At 66.0% G+C, this 19,455-nt stretch carries 28 protein-coding genes; 4 read left to right on the top strand and 24 right to left on the bottom strand.

The genetic code is table 11. The features are described 5' to 3' along the window. Positions 1–34: 34 nt before the first annotated feature. The 9 genes from VT84_RS23740 to VT84_RS23700 all read right to left on the bottom strand — a co-directional run bounded on the left by VT84_RS23740 (position 35) and on the right by VT84_RS23700 (position 9,075). Positions 35–511 carry an HXXEE domain-containing protein gene (locus tag VT84_RS23740; RefSeq protein ID WP_082841230.1) on the bottom strand — a complete coding sequence of 159 codons (477 nt, stop codon included), beginning with the start codon at positions 509–511 and terminating at the stop codon, positions 35–37. 71 nt (positions 512–582) lie between these two features. After that, positions 583–1,767, bottom strand: coding sequence for a S8 family peptidase (locus VT84_RS23735; RefSeq protein WP_082841229.1), 1,185 nt, complete (start codon positions 1,765–1,767; stop codon positions 583–585). A 116-nt stretch (positions 1,768–1,883) separates the two neighbouring features. Beyond that, positions 1,884–2,285 carry a hypothetical protein gene (locus VT84_RS23730; RefSeq protein WP_052552758.1) on the bottom strand — a complete coding sequence of 134 codons (402 nt, stop codon included), beginning with the start codon at positions 2,283–2,285 and terminating at the stop codon, positions 1,884–1,886. An 11-nt stretch (positions 2,286–2,296) separates the two neighbouring features. After that, positions 2,297–2,620, bottom strand: coding sequence for a hypothetical protein (locus tag VT84_RS23725; RefSeq protein ID WP_052552756.1), 324 nt, complete (start codon positions 2,618–2,620; stop codon positions 2,297–2,299). Between the two features lie 3 nt (positions 2,621–2,623). Next, positions 2,624–3,082 carry a hypothetical protein gene (locus VT84_RS23720; protein WP_082841228.1) on the bottom strand — a complete coding sequence of 153 codons (459 nt, stop codon included), beginning with the start codon at positions 3,080–3,082 and terminating at the stop codon, positions 2,624–2,626. 3 nt (positions 3,083–3,085) lie between these two features. Then, a complete protein-coding gene (locus tag VT84_RS23715) occupies positions 3,086–4,480 on the bottom strand; it encodes a hypothetical protein (RefSeq protein WP_082841227.1) in 1,395 nt (464 codons plus the stop codon). Positions 4,481–4,607: 127 nt separating this feature from the next. Next, positions 4,608–7,061 (bottom strand): glycosyltransferase, encoded by a 2,454-nt coding sequence (locus tag VT84_RS23710; protein WP_082841226.1) that lies wholly within the window; start codon positions 7,059–7,061, stop codon positions 4,608–4,610. Beyond that, the gene (locus VT84_RS23705; RefSeq protein ID WP_052552747.1) at positions 7,051–7,629 is read right to left on the bottom strand and encodes a class I SAM-dependent methyltransferase; all 579 of its coding nucleotides are present in this window, start codon (positions 7,627–7,629) and stop codon (positions 7,051–7,053) included. Before VT84_RS23705 ends, VT84_RS23710 begins: the two co-directional genes overlap by 11 nt. Positions 7,630–7,686: 57 nt before the next feature. Beyond that, positions 7,687–9,075, bottom strand: coding sequence for a hypothetical protein (locus VT84_RS23700; RefSeq protein WP_157469766.1), 1,389 nt, complete (start codon positions 9,073–9,075; stop codon positions 7,687–7,689). Between the two features lie 722 nt (positions 9,076–9,797). Between VT84_RS23700 and VT84_RS23690 the strand changes: the two genes are divergently transcribed. After that, positions 9,798–10,160 carry a hypothetical protein gene (locus VT84_RS23690; protein WP_082841223.1) on the top strand — a complete coding sequence of 121 codons (363 nt, stop codon included), beginning with the start codon at positions 9,798–9,800 and terminating at the stop codon, positions 10,158–10,160. On the opposite strand, the gene VT84_RS38840 is transcribed toward VT84_RS23690, so the two are convergent. After that, positions 10,157–10,309: a hypothetical protein gene (locus tag VT84_RS38840; RefSeq protein ID WP_157469764.1), complete on the bottom strand. Its 153-nt coding sequence runs from the start codon at positions 10,307–10,309 to the stop codon at positions 10,157–10,159. The two genes, VT84_RS23690 and VT84_RS38840, sit on opposite strands and share 4 nt — an antisense overlap. Before the next feature lie 30 nt (positions 10,310–10,339). On the opposite strand from VT84_RS38840, the gene VT84_RS23685 reads away from it, so the two are divergent. After that, positions 10,340–10,702, top strand: a complete 363-nt coding sequence (locus VT84_RS23685; RefSeq protein ID WP_082841222.1) for a hypothetical protein — start codon at positions 10,340–10,342, stop codon at positions 10,700–10,702. A 163-nt stretch (positions 10,703–10,865) separates the two neighbouring features. Continuing rightward, on the top strand, positions 10,866–11,222 hold the full coding sequence (locus tag VT84_RS23680) for a hypothetical protein (RefSeq protein WP_082841221.1): 357 nt from the start codon (positions 10,866–10,868) through the stop codon (positions 11,220–11,222). Here VT84_RS23680 and VT84_RS23675 read toward each other — a convergent pair. Next, entirely contained in the window at positions 11,219–11,530 is a 312-nt protein-coding gene (locus VT84_RS23675) for a hypothetical protein (RefSeq protein WP_157469762.1), read from the bottom strand. The genes VT84_RS23680 and VT84_RS23675 overlap by 4 nt on opposite strands. 67 nt (positions 11,531–11,597) lie before the next feature. On the opposite strand from VT84_RS23675, the gene VT84_RS23670 reads away from it, so the two are divergent. Next, on the top strand, positions 11,598–11,960 hold the full coding sequence (locus VT84_RS23670) for a hypothetical protein (protein WP_082841219.1): 363 nt from the start codon (positions 11,598–11,600) through the stop codon (positions 11,958–11,960). Here the strand turns inward: VT84_RS23670 and VT84_RS23665 are convergent. The 13 genes from VT84_RS23665 to VT84_RS23610 form a co-directional block, all read right to left on the bottom strand. Next, positions 11,957–12,976, bottom strand: a complete 1,020-nt coding sequence (locus tag VT84_RS23665; protein ID WP_082841218.1) for a hypothetical protein — start codon at positions 12,974–12,976, stop codon at positions 11,957–11,959. The two genes, VT84_RS23670 and VT84_RS23665, sit on opposite strands and share 4 nt — an antisense overlap. Continuing rightward, the gene (locus VT84_RS23660) at positions 12,976–14,151 is read right to left on the bottom strand and encodes a hypothetical protein (RefSeq protein WP_082841217.1); all 1,176 of its coding nucleotides are present in this window, start codon (positions 14,149–14,151) and stop codon (positions 12,976–12,978) included. The genes VT84_RS23665 and VT84_RS23660 overlap by 1 nt, the downstream gene beginning before the upstream one ends. A gap of 3 nt (positions 14,152–14,154) precedes the next feature. Next, positions 14,155–14,289, bottom strand: coding sequence for a hypothetical protein (locus VT84_RS41745; protein ID WP_255359507.1), 135 nt, complete (start codon positions 14,287–14,289; stop codon positions 14,155–14,157). Between the two features lie 17 nt (positions 14,290–14,306). Continuing rightward, the gene (locus VT84_RS23655; protein WP_082841216.1) at positions 14,307–14,891 is read right to left on the bottom strand and encodes a hypothetical protein; all 585 of its coding nucleotides are present in this window, start codon (positions 14,889–14,891) and stop codon (positions 14,307–14,309) included. Continuing rightward, positions 14,891–15,286, bottom strand: coding sequence for a hypothetical protein (locus VT84_RS23650; RefSeq protein ID WP_052552723.1), 396 nt, complete (start codon positions 15,284–15,286; stop codon positions 14,891–14,893). The genes VT84_RS23655 and VT84_RS23650 overlap by 1 nt, the downstream gene beginning before the upstream one ends. A 12-nt stretch (positions 15,287–15,298) precedes the next feature. Further along, positions 15,299–15,574 carry a hypothetical protein gene (locus VT84_RS23645; RefSeq protein WP_082841215.1) on the bottom strand — a complete coding sequence of 92 codons (276 nt, stop codon included), beginning with the start codon at positions 15,572–15,574 and terminating at the stop codon, positions 15,299–15,301. A 3-nt stretch (positions 15,575–15,577) separates the two neighbouring features. Continuing rightward, positions 15,578–15,847 carry a hypothetical protein gene (locus tag VT84_RS23640; protein WP_052552719.1) on the bottom strand — a complete coding sequence of 90 codons (270 nt, stop codon included), beginning with the start codon at positions 15,845–15,847 and terminating at the stop codon, positions 15,578–15,580. Next, the gene (locus VT84_RS23635; protein ID WP_052552717.1) at positions 15,844–16,302 is read right to left on the bottom strand and encodes a hypothetical protein; all 459 of its coding nucleotides are present in this window, start codon (positions 16,300–16,302) and stop codon (positions 15,844–15,846) included. Before VT84_RS23635 ends, VT84_RS23640 begins: the two co-directional genes overlap by 4 nt. Next, positions 16,302–16,667: a hypothetical protein gene (locus VT84_RS23630; protein WP_052552714.1), complete on the bottom strand. Its 366-nt coding sequence runs from the start codon at positions 16,665–16,667 to the stop codon at positions 16,302–16,304. Before VT84_RS23630 ends, VT84_RS23635 begins: the two co-directional genes overlap by 1 nt. Then, entirely contained in the window at positions 16,664–16,891 is a 228-nt protein-coding gene (locus VT84_RS23625) for a hypothetical protein (RefSeq protein WP_082841214.1), read from the bottom strand. Before VT84_RS23625 ends, VT84_RS23630 begins: the two co-directional genes overlap by 4 nt. A gap of 50 nt (positions 16,892–16,941) precedes the next feature. Next, the gene (locus VT84_RS23620) at positions 16,942–17,202 is read right to left on the bottom strand and encodes a hypothetical protein (RefSeq protein ID WP_052552711.1); all 261 of its coding nucleotides are present in this window, start codon (positions 17,200–17,202) and stop codon (positions 16,942–16,944) included. Between the two features lie 138 nt (positions 17,203–17,340). Continuing rightward, positions 17,341–18,540, bottom strand: coding sequence for a hypothetical protein (locus VT84_RS23615; RefSeq protein WP_052552708.1), 1,200 nt, complete (start codon positions 18,538–18,540; stop codon positions 17,341–17,343). A gap of 140 nt (positions 18,541–18,680) precedes the next feature. Next, positions 18,681–19,394: a hypothetical protein gene (locus tag VT84_RS23610; protein WP_052552706.1), complete on the bottom strand. Its 714-nt coding sequence runs from the start codon at positions 19,392–19,394 to the stop codon at positions 18,681–18,683. Positions 19,395–19,455: the final 61 nt, after the last annotated feature.

Below are 19,455 nucleotides of genomic sequence, written 5' to 3'. Positions count from 1 at the left end.
CCGACAGCCACTAAACACAGAACACCCACGCGCATCACGTTCTCCTCCGAACAAAAGACGTGAACCAAAACAGTGCGAACGCGCCGAACCCGAGCGCGACCCCTACCGTCGATACCGGCAGCACGCACGGCACCACCGCGGCCTCGACCAAGTACAGCGGCGCAGTCGCCAGCCCCGGGTTCGGCTCCACAAATTGCACGCGCAATCCGATGTGCGACAGAACAGAATCACCTACGCGCGCCCCGATCAATCCGCCGAGGAAAAACTGAGAGCCGCACAGATACCCCGAAATCGCCAGACCAATTAGGGCGAGAGCGAGACCCGAGAAGAGCAGGGCACCGGCTATGTTGCCGATCCCGTGCCCGAAGTGCCGGCGGTAGTAGCCCCAGAACGGCGCGCCGTCGCCGGTCCACACTTCTTCCGCCGTGTGCAGCAACGTGAAAACCGCGCTGGCCACGAAGCCGTACCACGCGACGGGAACGAGCACGGCAACGGTGACGATCGTGACCATGTGAACCTTGCGAGATAGGGCGAGCCAAGTGGCGCCGCTCGCCGGCGAGTTACGCTAGCGACAACCCGTTGTCACTTCGGTTCCAGTTCCAGCACGATGCGTTTGACCTTGCGCCCGCCGATGGTGATGGGCGTGGCCGGGGGCGGGGTGATGATGATGCCGTCACCGGTATCGGGCGGGGCCGGCGGGTTCGGAACGGTCGGGTCATCGGCGGGCAGTAACTTTGCCGGCTGAACCAGTCCGAACCCACTGGCCGTGTCACGACCCGTAGGCGGCAGGTCCTTCGAGGTTTTCGCGATGGCGCTGGCGAAATCGGTCGGCGTCCACTTGATCCCCCGCGCCTTGCAGTGCGAGACGAAGAGGGCCGCGCACCCGGCCACATAGGGCGTGGCCATTGAGGTGCCGGACATGGTGGCGAACCGGTCGCCGGGGTAGCACGAGCGGACGTTCACACCCGGCGCGGCGACTTGCACGTTTTTGCCGCGCGACGAGAAGCTGGCGACGGCCTGGTTACTATCGACGGCCGCGACGCATACCACGCCCTCGAAGCTCCCGGGCCAACCCGCGGTGCCCTCGCGCGGCCCGCTGTTGCCCGCCGCGGCGACCACGATCACGTTTTTGGCCAGCGCGCGTTTGACCGCGGCCTCGATGCGCGAATCGGGTGCGTCCGAACCCAGGCTCATCGAGATCACGTCCGCACCGTTCTCGACGGCCCAATCGATTCCGGCCGCGATCCAGGTCGAGAGGCCCGAGCCGTTGTCCCCGAGCACTTTCCCGGCCAGCACCTTCGCCTGCGGTGCGACCCCGACCACCCCGACCCCATTTTCCTCGGCCGCGATGATGCCCGCGCAGTGGCTCCCGTGACCGTTCACATCGGAATCGCCCGAGCGTGACGCGGTGAAATCCCTGGACGCGGTCACCTGGTTCTTGAGGTCGCGGTGGGTATGGTCGTAGCCCGTGTCCAGCACGGCGACCGTCGCGCCCTTGCCCTTCGTTTGCTTCCATGCGTCGGACACGCCAATGGTCGCGTGGCCCCAATCGACCACGTCGCCGGCATCGGCCTGGATCACGATCTGGTTGGGAGCTAGCTCGCCAGGCGGGAGCTTCCACTCGCGGTCCGGCTGATCTGGTGCCCGTAGTGCATGCGGGGCAGTGGACTCGGTCTGTGCGCGGGGTGTCTTGGGCACCGGGGGTAGGGCGAACCCCACTGATATGCACGCGAGTGCGGTCAGGACGAGGGCGTAGTACGCACGCATTGTTACTCCGTTACAGGCGCTGGCGATTCATGCCAGCGCCCGGCGGATGGCACAAAACGCGAAGGGCGCACGGAATGAGATCCTGTGCGCCCTTCGCGTTTTGTGCACCCCATTTGTTATCCCAACAGGCTCGGTACGACTGTGAGCCAGGTCGTGTCGACCAGTTGGACGCGCCCGGCGATTCCGCCTGACGCAACGACATCGAGCGCGTAGCGCCGATACCCCGGTACGGCTGGCACAGTTACCGTGAACACGATCGTGGGATTGGTCGCGCCGGCATCAATGGCACCCACGGCGAACGCTGCAATCGGCCAGCCGTCAGACCTGGGATTGGCGGCATCGACGGCCGTGCGCGCGGGGCCGGAACGCGGCCACTCAGGGTCTTGGCGCACGGTGAGTGTGACGGTGCCGTAGTCGCTCAGCGACAGGCCCGCGCGGAGCGTACATTCTACGCGCACGGTCTGGGTCTGGAGTGCCGGCCATCGGTAGGCCGGGGCTTCGCGGATGAGTGGAGGCACGGGTGGCGCCCTCAGCAATCGAGATTCACGGTGAAGATCGAAACAGACCGATCGGCGCCGGCCAGGGTGACCACAGATTCATCGGCGCCACTCAGGGCAACCTCCGACCGATCACTGCCGGTCATGCAGACCGCGGCGCCCGTGATCGGGAGCGCCGGTGTACTGCTGCGGCGCGGTCCCGGTACCCGCACGGCGCGCGCGAGGAACGGGCGCACGAATGTGCTTCGGGCCACGAGCACCGAGATCGGTCGGCGGACCGACGCGCCGCCGATCTGGCGCTGGGGCGCCCCGACGAACGGCTTGCGGCGCCGGACTCCGGTGATAATCGTCGGCACGGGTCACTCTTCGTAGGTGGCCTGGATCGCAACAGTTGGTGTGCCCGTCGAGGTACACTCGATGTTGAGCGCCGTCCCACCCGGCACGCGAATTTCCATCCCCGGCGGGAGGAACTCGATCACGCCAGATTGATCCGGAACCTCCCAGATCAGCCCGGTGTCGGTCGGGCTGGTCGGCTCGACGGTCGCGTTCGCGCCAGATGTGGCTTGAAGTGCCTCGCTGTCACTCGAATCATTCTTCCCCGGCGTCGCCGCACTGAGAGTGCCGAAGTTCGCACTCGAGCGCGTCGCGCGCACCTTGACCGGCACCCCGGTACCACCCGCCGCGGCCTTCCCGAACAGCCGCAGACTCCTGACGAGCACGCGCTGGTTGGTGGGCGCCTTGATCTGTAAAACGGTCTTCGCGGTGCTCGCCACGAGCGCGACTTCGCCGCTATTAACGTGCGCAACAATTCCAGCCATTAGTTACCCCACAAATTGCCAGGTGTTAGGCGCGAGCACGCGAACGGGACCGCCCGAGCTCCCGCCGCTTGTCAGCTGTGGCTCGATCGCCCCAACGGAGCGGTATGAGCGCCAGGTTTCGTTCTCGAACGCGCTACCGATGCCCTTCTGGTAGGACAAGGCCGTTTTCTTGAGAGTCGGATCGGTCGCGCCGTTCACGGAGGGATCGGATGTTTCTTGGGTGTAGTGCAGATCGGACAGGTCCGCGTGCGACAGGTGCCCCAGTGCTGCACCGTAGCTCGCGTTGTTGGCCGCGTGGATCAGGTGCGTGAACCCGCTGGCTGCCTCAATGTCGTACTTGCCCGCGCCACTGAACACGCAGTTCGTGATCGACGAGAGCACTCCGGGTGATGAAGACCATCGGACGATGGAGTCGCTGAACGATCCGATAAGCGAGCAGTTCATGAGGAAAATCGTTGCGGTCGCAGCATTGATCGCCCGTGTCGTTTGCCCGATGAACACGCAATGGTTCAGTGTGGTTCCGGCGCTCGACGTCGTGACCGCGTTCTGCCCGCCCTCGAACACGCACCCGTGCATTTGCACCGTGGATGTGGCTGTGTACACCTGCGACGCGGTCGTTGGTACCTTGAACCACGAATTGGTCACGAGCATGCCGGCACCGTTCGTACCGGACGTAAACGCCTGCACTCCGGACGGAGAGTTCTGTGCCTCCGCACGAATTCGGTCCGCCCGGCCGTTCGTGCCGGACCAGTTCCAAATGGCCGAACTGGAACCAGTGTTGAGTACAGAGAAATTCGTGATGCAATAGCACGTCCCGGAAATCGTAAGCCCGGCTGCGGCGAACGTTAGGAGCGGGGGCGCGTTCGTGTAATCGTTTTCCAGATCGCCGGGCGTAGTGTTGTATCCTCGAATCCAGATCGGGGCGGTGCCACTACCAGCCGTTGCAAACGTGCGCGCGGTGCTCGCGTTCGCATACGTGGCCGCCTTCACGTTGATCCGCATCGGCACTGCGGCAGTCCCGCTCGCGCCCCACTGCGAGCCCGGGGTCGCGATCGCGAAGTCGGCCCATGCCCCGCCGATCTTGCACGTGCGGCCGCTCGCGGATGTGGCCGGTATCACCCCGATGCGCCCCGTCGCGGTTACGTCGATGTACGTTCCGCTCGGGTCCACAGCCGTTATCTGGGACAGTGACGTGAACCCGATGGCACCGTCGGCCATGATCGCGGCCCAGTCCCCGACGACGGCACCGAGAAAAGGGGTTCCACTCGCGGCCGTGAACCGGTTCGTGGTCGTATCCCAGCTCCCGTTGCCCGTTGAGACAGTCGCGGTGTTGCTGGTCGTCGTCCCGGAGTTGGTGTTGTCGCCGCTGGGCTGTAAGTAGAATTCGGTCCATGCCACGGGTCACTCCCACATGATTCGCGCGGGGTGACCGCGGGTTTGTCGGCTGGTGGGTCATTTATGGTGATTACTTGTCTCGTAACGACGAATCTAATTTGTAGTTCGCGACCGGCCGATGGCACGAGGTTTACACCGCGACCCATTTCGGCTCCTTGCCCTTCTTCGCCAGGCCGCACGTCTCCGTAGCCAGGGGGAGTTTGGCCTCCAGGGGGCACCCGCAGGCGGCGCAGGCGTCCAGGGCACGCTCCTCGCACGTCGCGCAGTGCCCCTGGCGTTCTTCGAGTACATCTAAGGACACGACCGGTGACCCCGCGGCTTTGTGCCGGATCATGGCCGCGGTGTAGTTCATCGCCTTGCGCCACAACGACGGCAACTCCTTCACGTCCTCCGGGCACTTCGACAGGATCATGAGGCCGTGGTTGTTTCTGTCGTGGCGCTTCACCACCCACTCGGGGTGCTTGAGGCAGAACGCGCGGAGCGCGTGCATCACCCCGGGGGCGTCGGGCTTGTCCCCCACCTCACCGAAGGTCACAGTGCAGTGAGCGACGAGGTACTTGGTCACGCGCTCGTGGTGCGCTTCCAAGAGCGGCAGAAGTGCGCTCGCGGTGTGGTCCGTGTCGATGAACAGTAGATCCGTGGGAGGTACGGGTACGGACGCCGGGTCCGCAGCGATGCCAGTGAATCGCGCGCCCATGAGTCGGGTGAGTTCGGCCCACTGGGGTTTCGGGCGCGGGCACACGCTGGTGAACGAGCCGGTCGCACCCAGGCCGTGGGCCATTGCTGCGTCGGCGGGTTTCGTCCACAAACTCAATTCGGTGGCACTGGTACACTGCGCGGCCAGATCCCGGAGCGTGGGAACGTGCTCGTGGAAGTCGGACGGTTTGGTCGCAGCCGCTTTTGCCCACGATTCCAGGGTGAGGTGCTTCGAGGCCTCGCACGCCGAGCACCCCGCCCCCTTGAACTGGTCGGTCGCCACGTCTGTGACGGTGCTCATGTCGCCCGGCCACCAGTGCTTCGCTTCGCCCCAGTGGGGGTGCCAGAGCGCGAACCCGCGCGGCTCGTAGCACACGTCCCCGTGCGCGGTAAAGCGCCCGGCACTGTGGTTCACGTGAACGCTCGGTGTCCCGGTGGCGCCGCTCGGGGCCGTCGGCGTGATGCGCGCCCAATCGGTTCGCGCGCCGCCGCGGTCCGGCTCCAGGATGACCACATCGGACCGGAGCGCGTCATTTTTGGCCCGCTCTTGGTTCGCCCGGAACGCATCGGCCCGGAGGGTGAGTTGGTGCAGCGGTTCGTGCCGCGCCCGGACCGCCTGCCAGCCGGTCGCGTTCAGCCCGATGTAGTCGAGGTGGCTCACGACGGGCGCGGACGGGTTTGCGGCGAGCGCGTCACCGACCCGGTCGAAGTACCCGGGCGGGTACAGGACGTCGTGCTCGCAGAACGCGACCGCGTCGAAGTCGCCGGGCGCCCCGGCCCGCTGATGGGCCTGTTCGATCTGGGCCAGGATGGTACCGTAGCCCCGCACCTGTGTGCCCCGGAACTGGCCCCACTGCGCGCCCGGGCGGTCGAACGGCGCGCCGGCGATCGGTGCCCACGAGCACGCGGACACGGTCACGTCGTGGCGCAACGTTTGGGCCTGGGCCGCGACCACCGACGCGGCCGAGTGTTTCAGTAGTTCCGCGGGCGCGGTGTTGTCGGAGTACCACACGGCCAGGATCTTCTGCCGCTTCACTTCCGGGCGCGGGCCGCCGAACGGTTGGGCCGCGGATGCGGCCTGTACCAGCGCGTCCCATTCCCGGGCGCCCAGTCTTTTCCCGAAGTGAGCGCGGATCTGTTCCGTCGCTTCGATACCCAGCTCCCGGTGCCCGACCAGGAGGTTCCACACGTGGTCGCTCAGGTGCAGCGGGTACGGCGGGGGCGGGTTGTTGTGCCAGCCGGACACGTCCCGGAACTTGTGGCGCCACCGGAGCGCCGGGTGGCACAGTGCTTTTCCCCCCGCGCGGCGGACGACCTCGTGCAGGTACCCTTCTTCGCCGCCGAAGCCCCGGAACAGCGGGTTAAAGCCGGGCCAGGCCTCTTTGCGCATGAGCCACTGGCCCAGGCCCGTCATGGGGATCTCGAACGGCGCGCCCGTGGCCGCGCGCGGGTCGCGCCCCCATACCCCCCAGAGGCCGGGCGGGGCGGTCGGGGTCCAGTGCGTCGCGTACCCGTGCCCGTCGTCGTAGATCATCGGCCCCTGTACCAGGTCGCGCGAGCCCGGGTGCGCGGCGGCGAAATCGAGCGCCGCCCGCACCGCGCCGGTTTCCAGGATCACGTGCGAATCGATGCACATGGCCCACGGCGTCTCGGCGAACCGGAACACCGCGTCGCGCGGCGCGCTGGTCCCCGTGAGGTCCGGGCGGTGGTAGTACGTGCCGCCCACGGCGCGCGTGATCGCCTCCACGCGCGGGTCGCGCTCGGGCGTGTTGTCCACCACGACGTAGCGGCACCGCGGGTGGTTCGCGTGCAGGGCCGTGAGCGTGAACCACACGTGGTCCGGCTCGCCCCGCGTCGCCATGCCGATCGTCAACAGGTCACTGGTCATTCTGGCCTACCTTGAATGCCCACGAGGATTCGGGATACGTGCGCAGTTCCGCGGTGCTGTTCAGGAACCGGCGCGGGTCACCCACGAGGTTCAGATCGTGCCCCATCAGGAACGCGCCGGTCTTGAGCTTGGGTACCCACGCCCTCACGTCGGCCTCGAAGCCGGCCGGGTCGTGCGCGCCGTCCAGGTACACGGCGTCCAGAGAAGCACCGGCGAACGCGGCCGCGGCTTCGGGCGAGAACCCCTGGCGCTTGAGCACATTGGGGTACCGCGCCGCCACCAGATCGAAGCGCCCGGCGGCCGCGGCGATAGCGGAGGCTGGGATCTCGTTGTACCCGCGCTCCGGACCCAGCTCCCACGGGTCCACGGCGTACACGGTCGCGGCGAAGTGGGCGAAGATCGCGGTACTGACGCCCGCGAAGCACCCGACTTCGACCATCACCCAATCGGGCCGCACCAACTCGCGGCACAACTGGATCAGGCCGCCCGTCACGTTTTCCGGATTGTGGTTGTCCCAAACGCGCCGCGCCCGGGCGAGCGCGTCGAGGGCCTGGGGCGCGCTGCTCATGTGGGGGGGCCTGGTACTCGGGGGACAAAACGTGCTGATATTAGTCGCCCACGGTTGTTACGTAAGGAACGTGCTCGTTCCGGGTGGCGTTTGGCAGTTCGCGACGCAGTCGATCATCGTGTAGTGTGCCCCGATCACGGTACACACGATCACGCCGCTGCAGAAATTCGGGCTGCCGTTCTCGCACGTTTGGCAGAAGTAGGACGGCCCGCCCGGGGTCGTCGTTCCCCCGCCCCCGCTCGTTGTTGTGCTCCCGCCCCCGCCCGGGGTGGTCGTCCCGCCGCCCGAGGTGGTCGTGGTGGCGGGCGGTCCCGCGGACGTCGTGGTCGTAGTTGTGGTCGGGGCCGGCGTGGTCGTAGTTGTCGTCGTGGTCGGGCCGGGTGTCGTCCCGTCGGTCCGGCAGGCGAGTGCCCGGAAGCTGCCCGGGGCACACGCGCTATCGACTACGATGTCCGGGCACCCGCACCCGGCGCCGCACGCCGAGCTCACGTAGTGGTAGCCGATGCCGGTGTGGTTGCACTGGTAGGTGCAGTTCCCGCAGGTACCGGCGGTCGTAGTCGTGGCGCCCGGTGTGGTGGTCGTTACCCCGGGGACGCACGGCCCCTCGGCCTGGGAGCAGGTGCCCGTCGGTGCGCCCACCGGTGGGGCGCAGTCGCACGCGGGGCACGCGCGGAGGATCGTGTCCCACGACGCGCCACTCGAACTACCCCACAGGCACGTCCCCTCGCACCCGGACCCCGGTCCCCCCGTCGTGGTGGTGACCGCGCTGCACGGGGGGCTGCCCGTCGGGCTCCCGTGTACGTAGCACAAGGTACTGGCTTCTTCCGCGCACTCGGTGCCGTCGGGGGCCGGCCGGTCGCAGTAGCAGTTGGGCACGCCCACACCGGCGCACGAGTCCGAGAGCTTGTACCAGTAGTTCTCGGGGGTGACCCAGACCCAGCGGCACCCCCCGGCGCAGTAGGGCCGCGGGGGCGGGGGCGGGGGCACGCACGGCGTGCTCGTTTCTTCGCACGAACCGGTACACGGGGTCGCGGGGGCGCCGCACGGGCAACTGCCCGCGCACCCGTTGTTCTTCAGCAGCCACCCCCGGGTCGGGTGGCAGTACCAGGTGCACCCGGCGGTACACCCCGGCCCCGGGGCGGTAGTCGTTGTCGTGCACGCGCCGCTCGTCGTAGTCGCGCCGCCGCAGAACGGGGGCGCCTGGTCCGTTCCGAAGTGCCCGCAGGCGGTACTGGTGCAGGCATCGGTCGCCGGGCAGAAGGTGGGGGCGAGGCACGCGCACCCGGTTCCGCACGAACTGCTCGCGCGGGACCAGGCCTTCGCGGAGGCCGAATAGGTCCACTGGCAGGAGCCCGAACACGGGCCGGTGGTCGTGGTGGTCGTTGGGGGCCGGCGGTCGTGGTCGTGGTCGTGCCGCACGTGCCCTTTTGCTTGACCAGTTCCCACGTCAGCCCGCCCGCGCCGTCGGCCGAGCGGCACAGGGCGCAGTCCCCGACCTCCAGCGCCACGCCCGTGAGCGCGACGCCCGGGTTCTCGCTGCCGCCGTAGCGCCCCCCGACTTTGTCGGCGTAGGAACCGTCCGGGAGGAGCCACTGTTCCTGAAAGGCGTACTCGCCGCCCCCCAGGGCCGCGGTAATGCGCACCAGGAAGTACGGTGAGGACGGGTTCGGGAATGACGAAGTGGGCCGCATGAAGGGCCAATGGCACGCCGGCACTTGCACGCAGCCGTTCAGATCCGTCGCGAAACGGAGGTGGCACGCCCGGAGATCCGCCTCACCCGACCGACGACGACGTGCAAAAATGACGAGGGCGATTCGGAACGGTCGCGACCGGTGCCACGATTCAAGTCGAGGAGCCGCTCGCTACCACCCTTGCCGCGGCCCGGCGACAAGGGGCGTGAACCGGGGGAGCCGAATGTTGGTTATTTCGGGGGAAGTGTGACGTGGCTGGTCAAAGTTACGGGAGGTCTGTGTCTTCTGATGTCGATGTCCGTCGGAGCAATCCCTGCGGCAACACGGGTCGGAATTGCTTGCGTTATCGCATTTCGCCCCGGCTCGTTCGGGTCGAGGAGTGCATGTGTCGTAAGGATTGACGAGCGCGTGTTCACTTTCGGCGGCTGCCCGTTGTGGTAGTGTCATGGGTCCGCCCGTTACAAAGGAGGCCGACCCGTGCGATTGATACTGTCCGCTCTCGCGCTCGCATTTCTGGGCGTTCTCGCGATGCCCGATACGCTGCCCGCGCAGGACGACAAGAACGGGACCGCGGTGAAGATCACCGTGAAGAGCTGGGACGCACGCGGCAAGCAGTTCCTCAAACCGCAGGAAGATATCGAGGCTACGAAGGTAGTGAGCGGGGATCGAGTTCTGTTCAAGATTTCAAGTAAAAATGCGACGGGTCGGGGCGAGCCAACCACCGGCTCGGAAATCACCGAAGCCGATGGCACCGTGCATGTGGTCAAGAAGGGCAGTAACAGCACGGATGGGTTTTGGCGGGCCTACGTTGAAAAGAAGCCCGTCGAGAAGAAGCCCTAAGTGGCGACCTTGAACAGCATGTTCAGGTCGCGCACCGGGTGTGAGCGACCGGTGATCTTCGAGCACGTCGGCCTCTTGGTACTCTTTGTGTCGTAAGGATTGACGAGCGCGTGTTCACTTTCGGCGGCTGCCCGTTGTGGTAGTGTCATGGGTCCGCCCGTTACAAAGGAGGCCGACCCGTGCGATTGATACTGTCCGCTCTCGCGCTCGCATTTCTGGGCGTTCTCGCGATGCCCGATACGCTGCCCGCGCAGGACGACAAGAACGGGACCGCGGTGAAGATCACCGTGAAGAGCTGGGACGCACGAGGGAAACAGTTCCTTAAGCCGCAGGAAGACGTGGAAGCGACCCGGATTGAGAACGAGGGCCAGGTGCAGTTTAAGATTTCAGGGAAGGTGGCTATTGGGCGAGCGCAACCGACAACCAAGTCCGAGATCACCGACGCAAACGGTACAGTTTACGTTGTCCGAAAAGGCTCGTTCGACGGGGACGGGAAGTACAGCGCATTTGTGGAGAAGAAGCCCGCCGAGAAGAAACCTTAATCCCACTGGGGACGAGCACGTACTTTATCTCGGGGACATGGAAGCGCGCGTCCTTGTCCCCGACGTTCCCGGCCGCCAATCGAGCAAGCATTTCTCTTTGATCCCGTTTGGCCACCCGTTGTGGTAGTCTCATGGGCCTGCCCGTTACAAAGGAGGCCGACCCGTGCGACTGATACTGTCCGCGCTCGCATTTCTGGGCGTTCTCGCGATGCCCGATACGCTGCCCGCACAAGACGAGAAGAAAGGGACCGCGGTGAAGATCACCGTGAAGAGCTGGGACGCGGCCGGCAAGCAGTTCCTGAAACCGCAAGAAGACGTGACAGCTGAAAAAATAGTAAATGGAGACCGCATCCTGTTTAAAGTGATCAGCAAAAATGCGGTCGGTCGAGCAGAACCAACCACCGGTTCAGAGATAACTGAAGCCGATGGCACGGTGTATGTAGTCAAGAAGGGTGTGAGTGGGGTTGACGGAGTCTTTAAGGCATTCTCTGAAAAGAAATCCGTCGAGAAGAAGCCTTAGACGGCCGCCACGCTGAACAGCATGTTCAGGTCGCGCGCCCCTGGGGTGAGCGACCTGTAGTCTTCGAGCACGTCGGCCTCCTGGTACTCTTTGTTGTTTACGTTGTACCAGCCCGAGTTCACACCGCTCGGGTCCGGGAAGTACAGCCAGTTCCACCCGAAACTCGAGTGCACGAATTTGTACTCCAGCGACCACCGGCGCCCGGCGCCGGTGTGCGATCGCTGGAGGATCGGCTTCACCTTCATGAGTTGCACGGTTCCCGCGAGTCGGCCGAAGAGCACATCTGCTATCAGGACTGACGAGCGCATGTTCACTTTCGGCTACCGCTCGTTGTGGTAGTGTCATGGGTCCGCCCGTTACAAAGGAGGCCGACCCGTGCGACTGATACTGTCCGCTCTCGCGCTCGCACTTCTGGGAGTTCTCGCGATGCCCGATACGCTGCCCGCACAGGACGACAAGAAAGGGACCGCGGTGAAGATCACCGTGAAGAGCTGGGACGCGGCCGGCAAGCAATTCCTGAAACCGGCCGAGAACGTGGAAGCAACAAAGATCGAGAACGAAGGTCGTGTGCTGTTTAAGCTCTCAACAAAAGTCGCAATCGGCACCGCCGAACCGCGCACCGGCTCTGAGATCACCGAAGCCGATGGAACCGTGTATGTCGTCAAAAAAGGGGTCAATAGCGCGGGCGGTGGATACAGCGCTTACTCGGAAAAGAAGCCCGTCGAGAAGAAGCCCTAAACTGCGGCCACGCTGAACAGCATGTTCAGGTCGCGCGCCCCTGGGGTGAGCGACCGGTGGTCATCGAGCACGTCGGCTTCCTGATATTCCTTGTTGTTCACGTTGTACCAGCCCCCGTTGACCCCGCTCGGGTCGGGGAAAAACAGCCAGTTCCAGCCCATCGCGCTGTACGCGAACTTGTACTCGAGCGACCACCGGCGCCCCTGCCCGCTGTGTGCGCGCTCGAGTTTGGCGGTCACCCCCGCGAATACGACCGTGCCAACGGCGCGGTCGAATATCGGGCTGCTGTTGACACACCCGATGAACGGCAGGTCGCCTTCCACGGTGCCGTAGATCCGCGCGTAGAGATTGCTGCCCGGCTTGAATGCTTCGTATGGTAACTGCACCCAATGCCAAGTGAATTCTTCTTCCGCGCGGCTGATGCTCACGCCGTATGGCACTTGGAACCCGTGCGGGGGCGCGGTGCCTTCGCCCGGACCACGCCAGTACCGCATGGCCCCACCGGGCACACTGATATTCTGGGCGCTGCCCGTCGAGCCGCCGAAGTGCGTGTAGCGGAGGAATTCGTTACCGTCTTCGTCGGCAACCTCGTCGTCCGATAGCAGGTCATAGGGAACGTGCTCGTAGAACACGTCGATCTGAGCATCAGGGTATTTCACGATGCCGTCTTCGTCGTCGATGCCCGGGCCGTTTGCGCCCTTCATATTGTCGATGCGGGTCGCGACGATCTCGGGGAAATCCGGGTGGTGGATGCCGTAGATCTCGTCGGGGATCATCCGGGACAATTTCGTAAAGCCGGAGTCTACGTAGATCTTCTGGTCCCCACAGACGAGCTTCACGAAATTGAACCGCTCCGACCACTTCACGAAAAAGCTCTTGCGCATCGTATTTTCGCCAATGCGTCGAGTCTCGGTCCCGTGGCTCATATCGCGCACGCCGAACGTGCGGATCTGCATCGCGTCGATTTCATCGTCATTGAACGGGCGCAACATTCCGGTATCGGGATCAACGGGCATTATTTGTTCTCCGCGGTGAGCCGGTTCGCTTCGCCAACCAAGTCGGTGTAGGCGCCGCTCGCGGGCACCTCGCTGTTACCCTTGATGAGCTGGGCCAGTATCTCGCGCTGGTTCTTGAGGTTTTCGCGCTCGAAGGGCGACATGCCCAAGCTCGCCATCTGTGCGCGGGACCAGTTACCGGTCGCGTTGCTGATGTTGGCCCGGGGTGCCGTGCTGAACTGTAACTGTTGCATCACCAACTGCCGGGCGCGCTCGGTTGCCTCGGCCCCCTCGCTCTTCTTCCCGTCCGTTACCCCCGGTCCCGAGTACGGGTCCGCTTCCTGACCGAGTATCTTTTTCATCGACCAGTTTTTCGCGCCCGCGAGCGAGTTACCAGCGATCGGCCCCAGGAACAGTGTCGCCAGGTCGTCCGCGATGCGGTGCGCGTTCTTCGCCCGCCCGATGCGGCTCCCGTCGCTCTGCGGCCCGGACGGTGTATCGTCGGAGACCCGATCGATGGTGCGGTCGAGCGCGCCGAGCATCCCGCCCCGGTCGTCGCTCATTAATCGCGTGAGCTTATTATTCGTGAGGAACGCCAGGGCCGTTGCCGCCTTGCCCGCGATGTTGGCGAGTGATTCGATCGCGGGCACCGCGCTGTTGAGCACGCTCTTGGTGAAGTCGCTCATCACGGGGATGAGCTTGCGGTTGATGACGTCGGCCCCGGCCACGAACGCGACCGACAGGGCGTACATGACGGGCATCACGACGGCCCCGAACGAGCTGGCGAACAGGTCCATCGCGCCGTTCAACACGGAGAACCCCGAGGCGCTCGAGGTGAGAAACGTGGTCACCATCCCGAGCGGGCCGAGGAGCTTCCCGAACGCCCCGCCGAGCGTCGCGGTCGCCGCCTGGAGCTTCCCGAACCCGCCCGCCGCCAGTTGCCCCGCGGCGCCCGCGACCCGCGCCCCGCGCCCCGGTGGGGCCGCGCGCGGCACGTTCAACGGATTGGTGGCCGTGCCCGGGACCGCGAACCCGCCCGACCCGTTGGCACTGTAGCTCAACATGGTCATCGGGTCGCGCCGGCCCGATTGGGGGGCCGCTTGCGCGGACCGGGCCGCGTTGCTGGCGACGGCGAGGGGGAGGTGCGCGATCTCCTGCCGGAGCAGCTCGATCGCGAACAGGAGTTGTCGGTCCACGGGTCACCTCCGGCGCCGCTTCGGGCAGGCCGCTTTCTTCTTCGCCTGGTGCTCGTCCCACGCTTGTTGGACGAGTTCCGGGGCGCGGATGCCGAGCAGGAAGAACCGCAGATCGTGGAGCGCCCGGGGCGAGAGCATCTTGCCCTTCGGCACCGTCAGGACGGGGCGCCCGTGCTCGTCGCGGGCGACGTCGAGGAAGACGGCCCGGAGCTGGGTGACGCTGAGCCGGCCGAGCTCCCGGAGGTCGCGCCGGTAGGGGGCGTTGGCGAGGGCGGTGACGAGTTGTGGAAGAAGTTCGGCGCCAGCCCCATCCGGTTCAGGATTGGCGCCAACTCTTTTCCCTCGGGGTCGCTCTCCAGGATGCCGAGGAGCAACTGGGCGACGTCGAGGAAGTGGCTCTGGACGATTTTCCGCGCGAGCGCCTCGGTCACGCCCTGGTCGGCGCACACGATCGAGAGGAGCTTCGCGATCCCGTTCGGGGTGCGGAGGCTGTTCACGCACGCCTCACCGCCCCAGGCGTACCGCTGGGCCGCGATGTCGGCCTGGACGTCGCGGAGCAGGTTGCGCCGGTCCTCTTCGGGCAGCTCCGTGGCGCGGGCCGCGCTCGCGCGGGCCTCCTGCTCCATCCACCGCTGGTACTGGCCGCACTCGTCGAGCGCGGCCTCCCGGAGCTTGTACGCCTTGCCCTCGTAGACGTAGTCGGCGGGGCTGTTCAAGATTTCTGCCAGGGTGCGTGCCATTAGTTCCCGTCCGAGAAGTCGATGACGTCGCCGTTGGCCTCGATGTCCGCGTCCACGATGAACCGGTCGCGCACCTGGCCCGCGATGTTGAAATCGAACACGGTCGCGCTCTCGATCAGGTAGATCGGGGTGTCCGCGTCCTTGTCCGCGAACAGCGCGAGATCACTGAGCGTGGTGCCGGTGCGGATAAAGTTGGCCGCACCGGTCGTGATGTCGAAGTAGAACCGGATGCGGAACCGGCTGTCGATCACGCCGACGTGCTTGCGCCCGCGCCCGTTGTCGGCGCCGGTCGTCGCCTCGAGCCGGTCCCCGGTCTCGTTGGCGCTCCACTCGTGCGTGCCCGCGATGGGCGCCGCCGAGACCATTGCCGTCAGGTACTTGCCGGTGATGCTCATGGGCCTTGTTCCTCACGCACCGCCGCAATCGACGGTGTATCCGTCCGGGTCTTGTTCCTGGTCCGCGCCGACCGCCCACCAGCGCCCGGCGCTGTCCATGATCTGGTCCCCCGCTCTCGGCGGGTCGATCTGGGCTTCGGCCAACTTCGCCTGTGGCACCGTGAACGACGTCCCGGACACGCCGAACGGGTCTTCGGGGTCGTCCGGGCTCGGGAGGCCCAGGCCGGAAATCTGCCGGAACAGATCCCCGTTCGGGGTCGGTCGGCGGTAGATGGTTACGTAGGGCACGGGTCACACTTCCCGGGAGCACGCGCACGGGTACGCCCCGTCCGCGAGCGCCTCGACCTTGGTGATCGCCCACGACACCCCGGCCGCGTCGCGGTACCGGTCCCCCGGGCGCGGGCGCAGGCCGGCGAGCGGCGCGGCCCTCAGGTTCCAGGTGACGGTCGGGCCGGTGCGGTCCCCGGCCTGCGGGGTTCCGTTCACCCCGGACACGCGCTCGCGAACCGCGCCCGATGCCGCGCGCCGCTCGAACACCGGGATCCGCTTCTCTTCGCTCACGTCGCCCTCGTTTCGATCACCTCGACCTCGAACGTCTGGGCCGAGTAGTTCAAGTCCTTTGGCAAAACCGCGCCGTCGAACGGGGCCTTGCCGACCGTATCGACCTTGTTGAACCCCGCGAGCGCGGCGAACGTGGTACGGGACCGGTCGTCGATCCGGTCCTCGATCCGGTCGCGCCACTCCCGTAGCGCCTCGTCGTCGAGCAGGGCCTTGCCCCCGGCCGCGGTGATGACGACCACCGTGGTCGGGTAGCGGTTGATCTTCTGGGTCGCCGTGAGCGGCTCCGTGCGCCCCTCGGCGCCCGCTTCGCCCACGGTCACCACGATCGCGGGCGGCTCCTTGCCCGGGGGCAGTGAGGGCGCCTTGCGCTTCACCACGTTCGCGGGCGGCACCAGGTTCAGCGCGCGGATCGCGGCGACCACGCAATCGGCGATCACGTTGGGTGACGTGGGCATTAGCTCCGGCTCCGTGTCACGGGGCACTTGGCGAGCGCGCTCGGGCCGCCCCCGCCCGTCAGCTCCGCCGCGTCGACGATCCAGACCGTTCCGTCGGCCTCGGTGATCCGGTCCCGGGCCTTGGGCTCGAACCCGAGCAGGTCCGTGCGGAACCAGAACTCGGTGCCGCTGAACCCCACCTCGCCGCCCCGGGCCGGGGCCGTACCGGGCTTCGTGACGAGCCGCGCCGCGGGCACGTCTTCGGCCGTGAACCGGACGGTGGTCGGGGCGTCGGGGTCGACGCTCTCGATCGTCACGGGGCGCCGGCCCGGTGCCAGGTCCGCGAAATCTTGCCCGAAGTCGATACCGTCCAACTCGTCACTCATCGCGCGACACTCGTGAGCGTGAACACCGGGTTGGTTTCGGGCGCGACCCCGGGGACCGCGCGCAGCTCCTTTTCGCGCGCGAGCAGCCCGGCATAGTAGCGGTCCCGGTCCACCGACACGCCGCCGGGGAGCGTGTAATTGGGTTTCGGGTCCGCGAGGACGTCGGCGATCTTGGCGCACACGCTCGCGTGGGCCGCTTTCAGGTTGTCGAGCGCCGATGGCATTGCCACGATCACCTCCCTTATTTGGCCCGCACCTATCCGATGGCACGGGATCAGTCCGGCAGCTCCACCACCGACACCTGGACCGGATCGGCCCCCTCGGGCTGGACCCCCAGTCCCTCGGCCTCCAGGTAGAACGCCTCGGCCCCGGCGCGGTCCGGTGCCAGCACGTAGCGGTACCCGCGCGACCCGGCGTTTTGTGCGCGCAACTTGAAGCGCTTCAGGTCGCCCTCGGCGCGCTCGTTCTGGTGGCACGAGCGCGGGGCGTTCGCCTTTGATTTGGACTTCGCGTCTTCGTCTCTGCTCTTGGCCATAGTTGCCACCTGAATCAATTAGTAATGCTTGATCTGATCGCGCCGCATTGCTTGTGGCACAGGCCTCTGGCCTGTGCCGTGCCTTCACAGGCCAGAGGCCTGTGCCACAGAATACAGACCAAAGAATCCCACTGGTGGCTACGCGCACTTCACCATTGCACGGGGTTGGCGCGTGCTGAACGTGGACCGCTTGGACACTTTCGACTGGAAAATGATGTCGTTGTCGAATTCGAGCTGGCTCCCCGCGCCGATCGCCGTGACCGTGAGGGGCCAGTTCTCGATCTGCTCGAAGGCCCGGCCCACATCCCCCATGAACCAGGCGGTATCGGACCCGCTCCGGTTCCGGAACAGTTGGCTCGTGAGCACCTGGAGGTTGCCCACGATGTCGCCCACCGGGTTGTCGATCTCCGTGCCCGTGGGGTTCCCGCTGGTCGCGTAGCCGGGGGCGGTGCGCTTCACCATGCCCTTGAGCGCGAACGGGACCGTGAACGCCAGCGCCGGGGGCACGCAGATGTGCTTGATGGTGACGTTTTGCGGCTCGCCCGTGTAGGGATCGGTGATCCCCACGAGCACCTGCCAGGCGGTGTTGATCGAGTTGAAGTCTGTGAGCGTGAGCCCGTTCGCCAGGTTGTCCCAGGTGTGGGTGCCGCTGTTGTCCCCGTAAGTGGGGATTGACGTGTTGCGCCACTTGTACCGGTACTGGTTGTTCGCGGTTTCGCCCGCATCGATGACACAGTCAATGGCGCGCTTTTCGTCATTGACGCCCAGCCACTCGCCCAAAAAACTGAGCCGGTTCATGAACTCGCCGGTCTGGTCGAAGAACACGGCCTCTTTCGTGGCCCGGGCCACCATGCCGCGCTTCTTCGTCTCGGGGGTGTCGGTCCAGTCCTCGGAGACGCCCACTTCCGGGTACGGCTTACCCTCCTCGACTACCGCCACTTCGTCCCCGATGTGAGTGATCCCGGGCAGGCGCTCGGATTTGAACTTCGAGGGGCGCGTGGGGATGGCGTTGACGAACACGCGCGAGGGCACGTCGTAGGCTTCGAGCACCGCGGAGTACGCGAACTGTTGGGTGATGTTCAGGAACGCGGCGGTGGAGTTGGCCCCGGCCGCTTCCTCCACGCGGGCGCGGGTCATCACGTCGTGCGCGCGGCTCGCGCAGTCGCCCAGGTGCTGGCGGCAGTGGGAGAAATTGGAGTACCCGAAGCACTCGATGAAGAGCGCTCCCAGGTCCAGTTCGTGCGGCCGGAGGGCCTTGGCCGCCAGCGCCCCGTTCAGCCCCGCGAGGGCCTCGGGGCCGTGGGCCTTCACAGATTCGACGAGCTTCTTGTGGTTCATTTTTAGTCCTTCGGGCGCCGTAAGATCGTAAGGTCAGTCCGGAATTAGGTCACAAGGTCGAAAGTCGAAATGTCGCAGGTCGTGAGGATGAATCCGGACTTTACGACTTTCGACCTTGTGACCTTCGACGCCGTTGGCGGTTACCGCGCTTGCCAGCAACCCACGTAGTCCCAGAGCGAGGTTTCGAGGCTCGTGGACCCATTCTTCCCGCCCGCGAACAGGCTCGCCGCGGCGATACCGCTGAGCGGGAGCGTGTGCTTGATGGGCAGGCCGCTGATGGAATCGATGAGCAGTTGGCCGTTGACGGTGAACACCACGGTCGCGGACGCGGTGAGCACGTCCACGATTTCGATCCCGAGCTGCTGGTAGGAGCCGCCCGCGGTCGCGGTGCTCAGGCTGATGGTGACGTTGGACCCGTTGCGGCTTACGCAGCGCCACACGGTTTCGCCGTCCACCTTGTAGATGGCGACCACAGTACCGCTGGCCCGCAAGCCCGCGCCGTTGTCCGCGATGAGATCCGCGGCGACCGAACTGGCCAGCCCGAACGCGACGTTTGCGGCGCTCACGTTGGCCTCGGTGAAGCTCACCAGGGCCTCGGCGTAGAGCGGCTTGTTGGCCGCGGGCTGGAACATGGCGACCGTGGAGTACACGTAGGCCTCGTCGTTGTCCGCGACGGTGCCGTCGGAGTTGGTCAGCGTGAGGACTCCGCCCACGCCCCCGGCCACGGCCGTGCCGGAATCGGTCAAGACGCTCGTCCACTGGTGCGGGCTGATGTACCAGCCGAACTCGTCGTAAACGCCGAAGGTGTCTTTGGCTTCTTTGAGCGCGTTGGCTTGACGGAGGATGTTGGACACGTGTGCTCCTGGTTCCAGAGTCCCAAGTTTCGGAGTTCCCAGTTCCGCGGTTCGGTAACTC

Origin of the sequence: Gemmata sp. SH-PL17 (assembly GCF_001610855.1) — a bacterium.
Classification (GTDB): domain Bacteria; phylum Planctomycetota; class Planctomycetia; order Gemmatales; family Gemmataceae; genus Gemmata; species Gemmata massiliana.
This window is presented reverse-complemented; position numbering and strand designations above follow the sequence as displayed.

Excerpts from the sequence above, each read along its gene's own strand:
- VT84_RS23650 (WP_052552723.1), bottom strand. The coding sequence starts at position 15,286 with ATGAGCATCACCGGCAAGTACCTGACGGCAATGGTCTCGGCGGCGCCC.
- VT84_RS23665 (WP_082841218.1), bottom strand. The coding sequence starts at position 12,976 with ATGCCCGTTGATCCCGATACCGGAATGTTGCGCCCGTTCAATGACGAT.
- VT84_RS23710 (WP_082841226.1), bottom strand. The coding sequence starts at position 7,061 with ATGACCAGTGACCTGTTGACGATCGGCATGGCGACGCGGGGCGAGCCG.
- VT84_RS23620 (WP_052552711.1), bottom strand. The coding sequence starts at position 17,202 with ATGGCCAAGAGCAGAGACGAAGACGCGAAGTCCAAATCAAAGGCGAAC.
- VT84_RS23735 (WP_082841229.1), bottom strand. The coding sequence starts at position 1,767 with ATGCGTGCGTACTACGCCCTCGTCCTGACCGCACTCGCGTGCATATCA.
- VT84_RS23635 (WP_052552717.1), bottom strand. The coding sequence starts at position 16,302 with ATGCCCACGTCACCCAACGTGATCGCCGATTGCGTGGTCGCCGCGATC.
- VT84_RS23675 (WP_157469762.1), bottom strand. The coding sequence starts at position 11,530 with ATGCGCTCGTCAGTCCTGATAGCAGATGTGCTCTTCGGCCGACTCGCG.
- VT84_RS41745 (WP_255359507.1), bottom strand. The coding sequence starts at position 14,289 with ATGCTCTCGCCCCGGGCGCTCCACGATCTGCGGTTCTTCCTGCTCGGC.
- VT84_RS38840 (WP_157469764.1), bottom strand. The coding sequence starts at position 10,309 with ATGACACTACCACAACGGGCAGCCGCCGAAAGTGAACACGCGCTCGTC.
- VT84_RS23705 (WP_052552747.1), bottom strand. The coding sequence starts at position 7,629 with ATGAGCAGCGCGCCCCAGGCCCTCGACGCGCTCGCCCGGGCGCGGCGC.
- VT84_RS23615 (WP_052552708.1), bottom strand. The coding sequence starts at position 18,540 with ATGAACCACAAGAAGCTCGTCGAATCTGTGAAGGCCCACGGCCCCGAG.
- VT84_RS23740 (WP_082841230.1), bottom strand. The coding sequence starts at position 511 with ATGGTCACGATCGTCACCGTTGCCGTGCTCGTTCCCGTCGCGTGGTAC.
- VT84_RS23720 (WP_082841228.1), bottom strand. The coding sequence starts at position 3,082 with ATGGCTGGAATTGTTGCGCACGTTAATAGCGGCGAAGTCGCGCTCGTG.
- VT84_RS23655 (WP_082841216.1), bottom strand. The coding sequence starts at position 14,891 with ATGGCACGCACCCTGGCAGAAATCTTGAACAGCCCCGCCGACTACGTC.
- VT84_RS23630 (WP_052552714.1), bottom strand. The coding sequence starts at position 16,667 with ATGAGTGACGAGTTGGACGGTATCGACTTCGGGCAAGATTTCGCGGAC.
- VT84_RS23625 (WP_082841214.1), bottom strand. The coding sequence starts at position 16,891 with ATGCCATCGGCGCTCGACAACCTGAAAGCGGCCCACGCGAGCGTGTGC.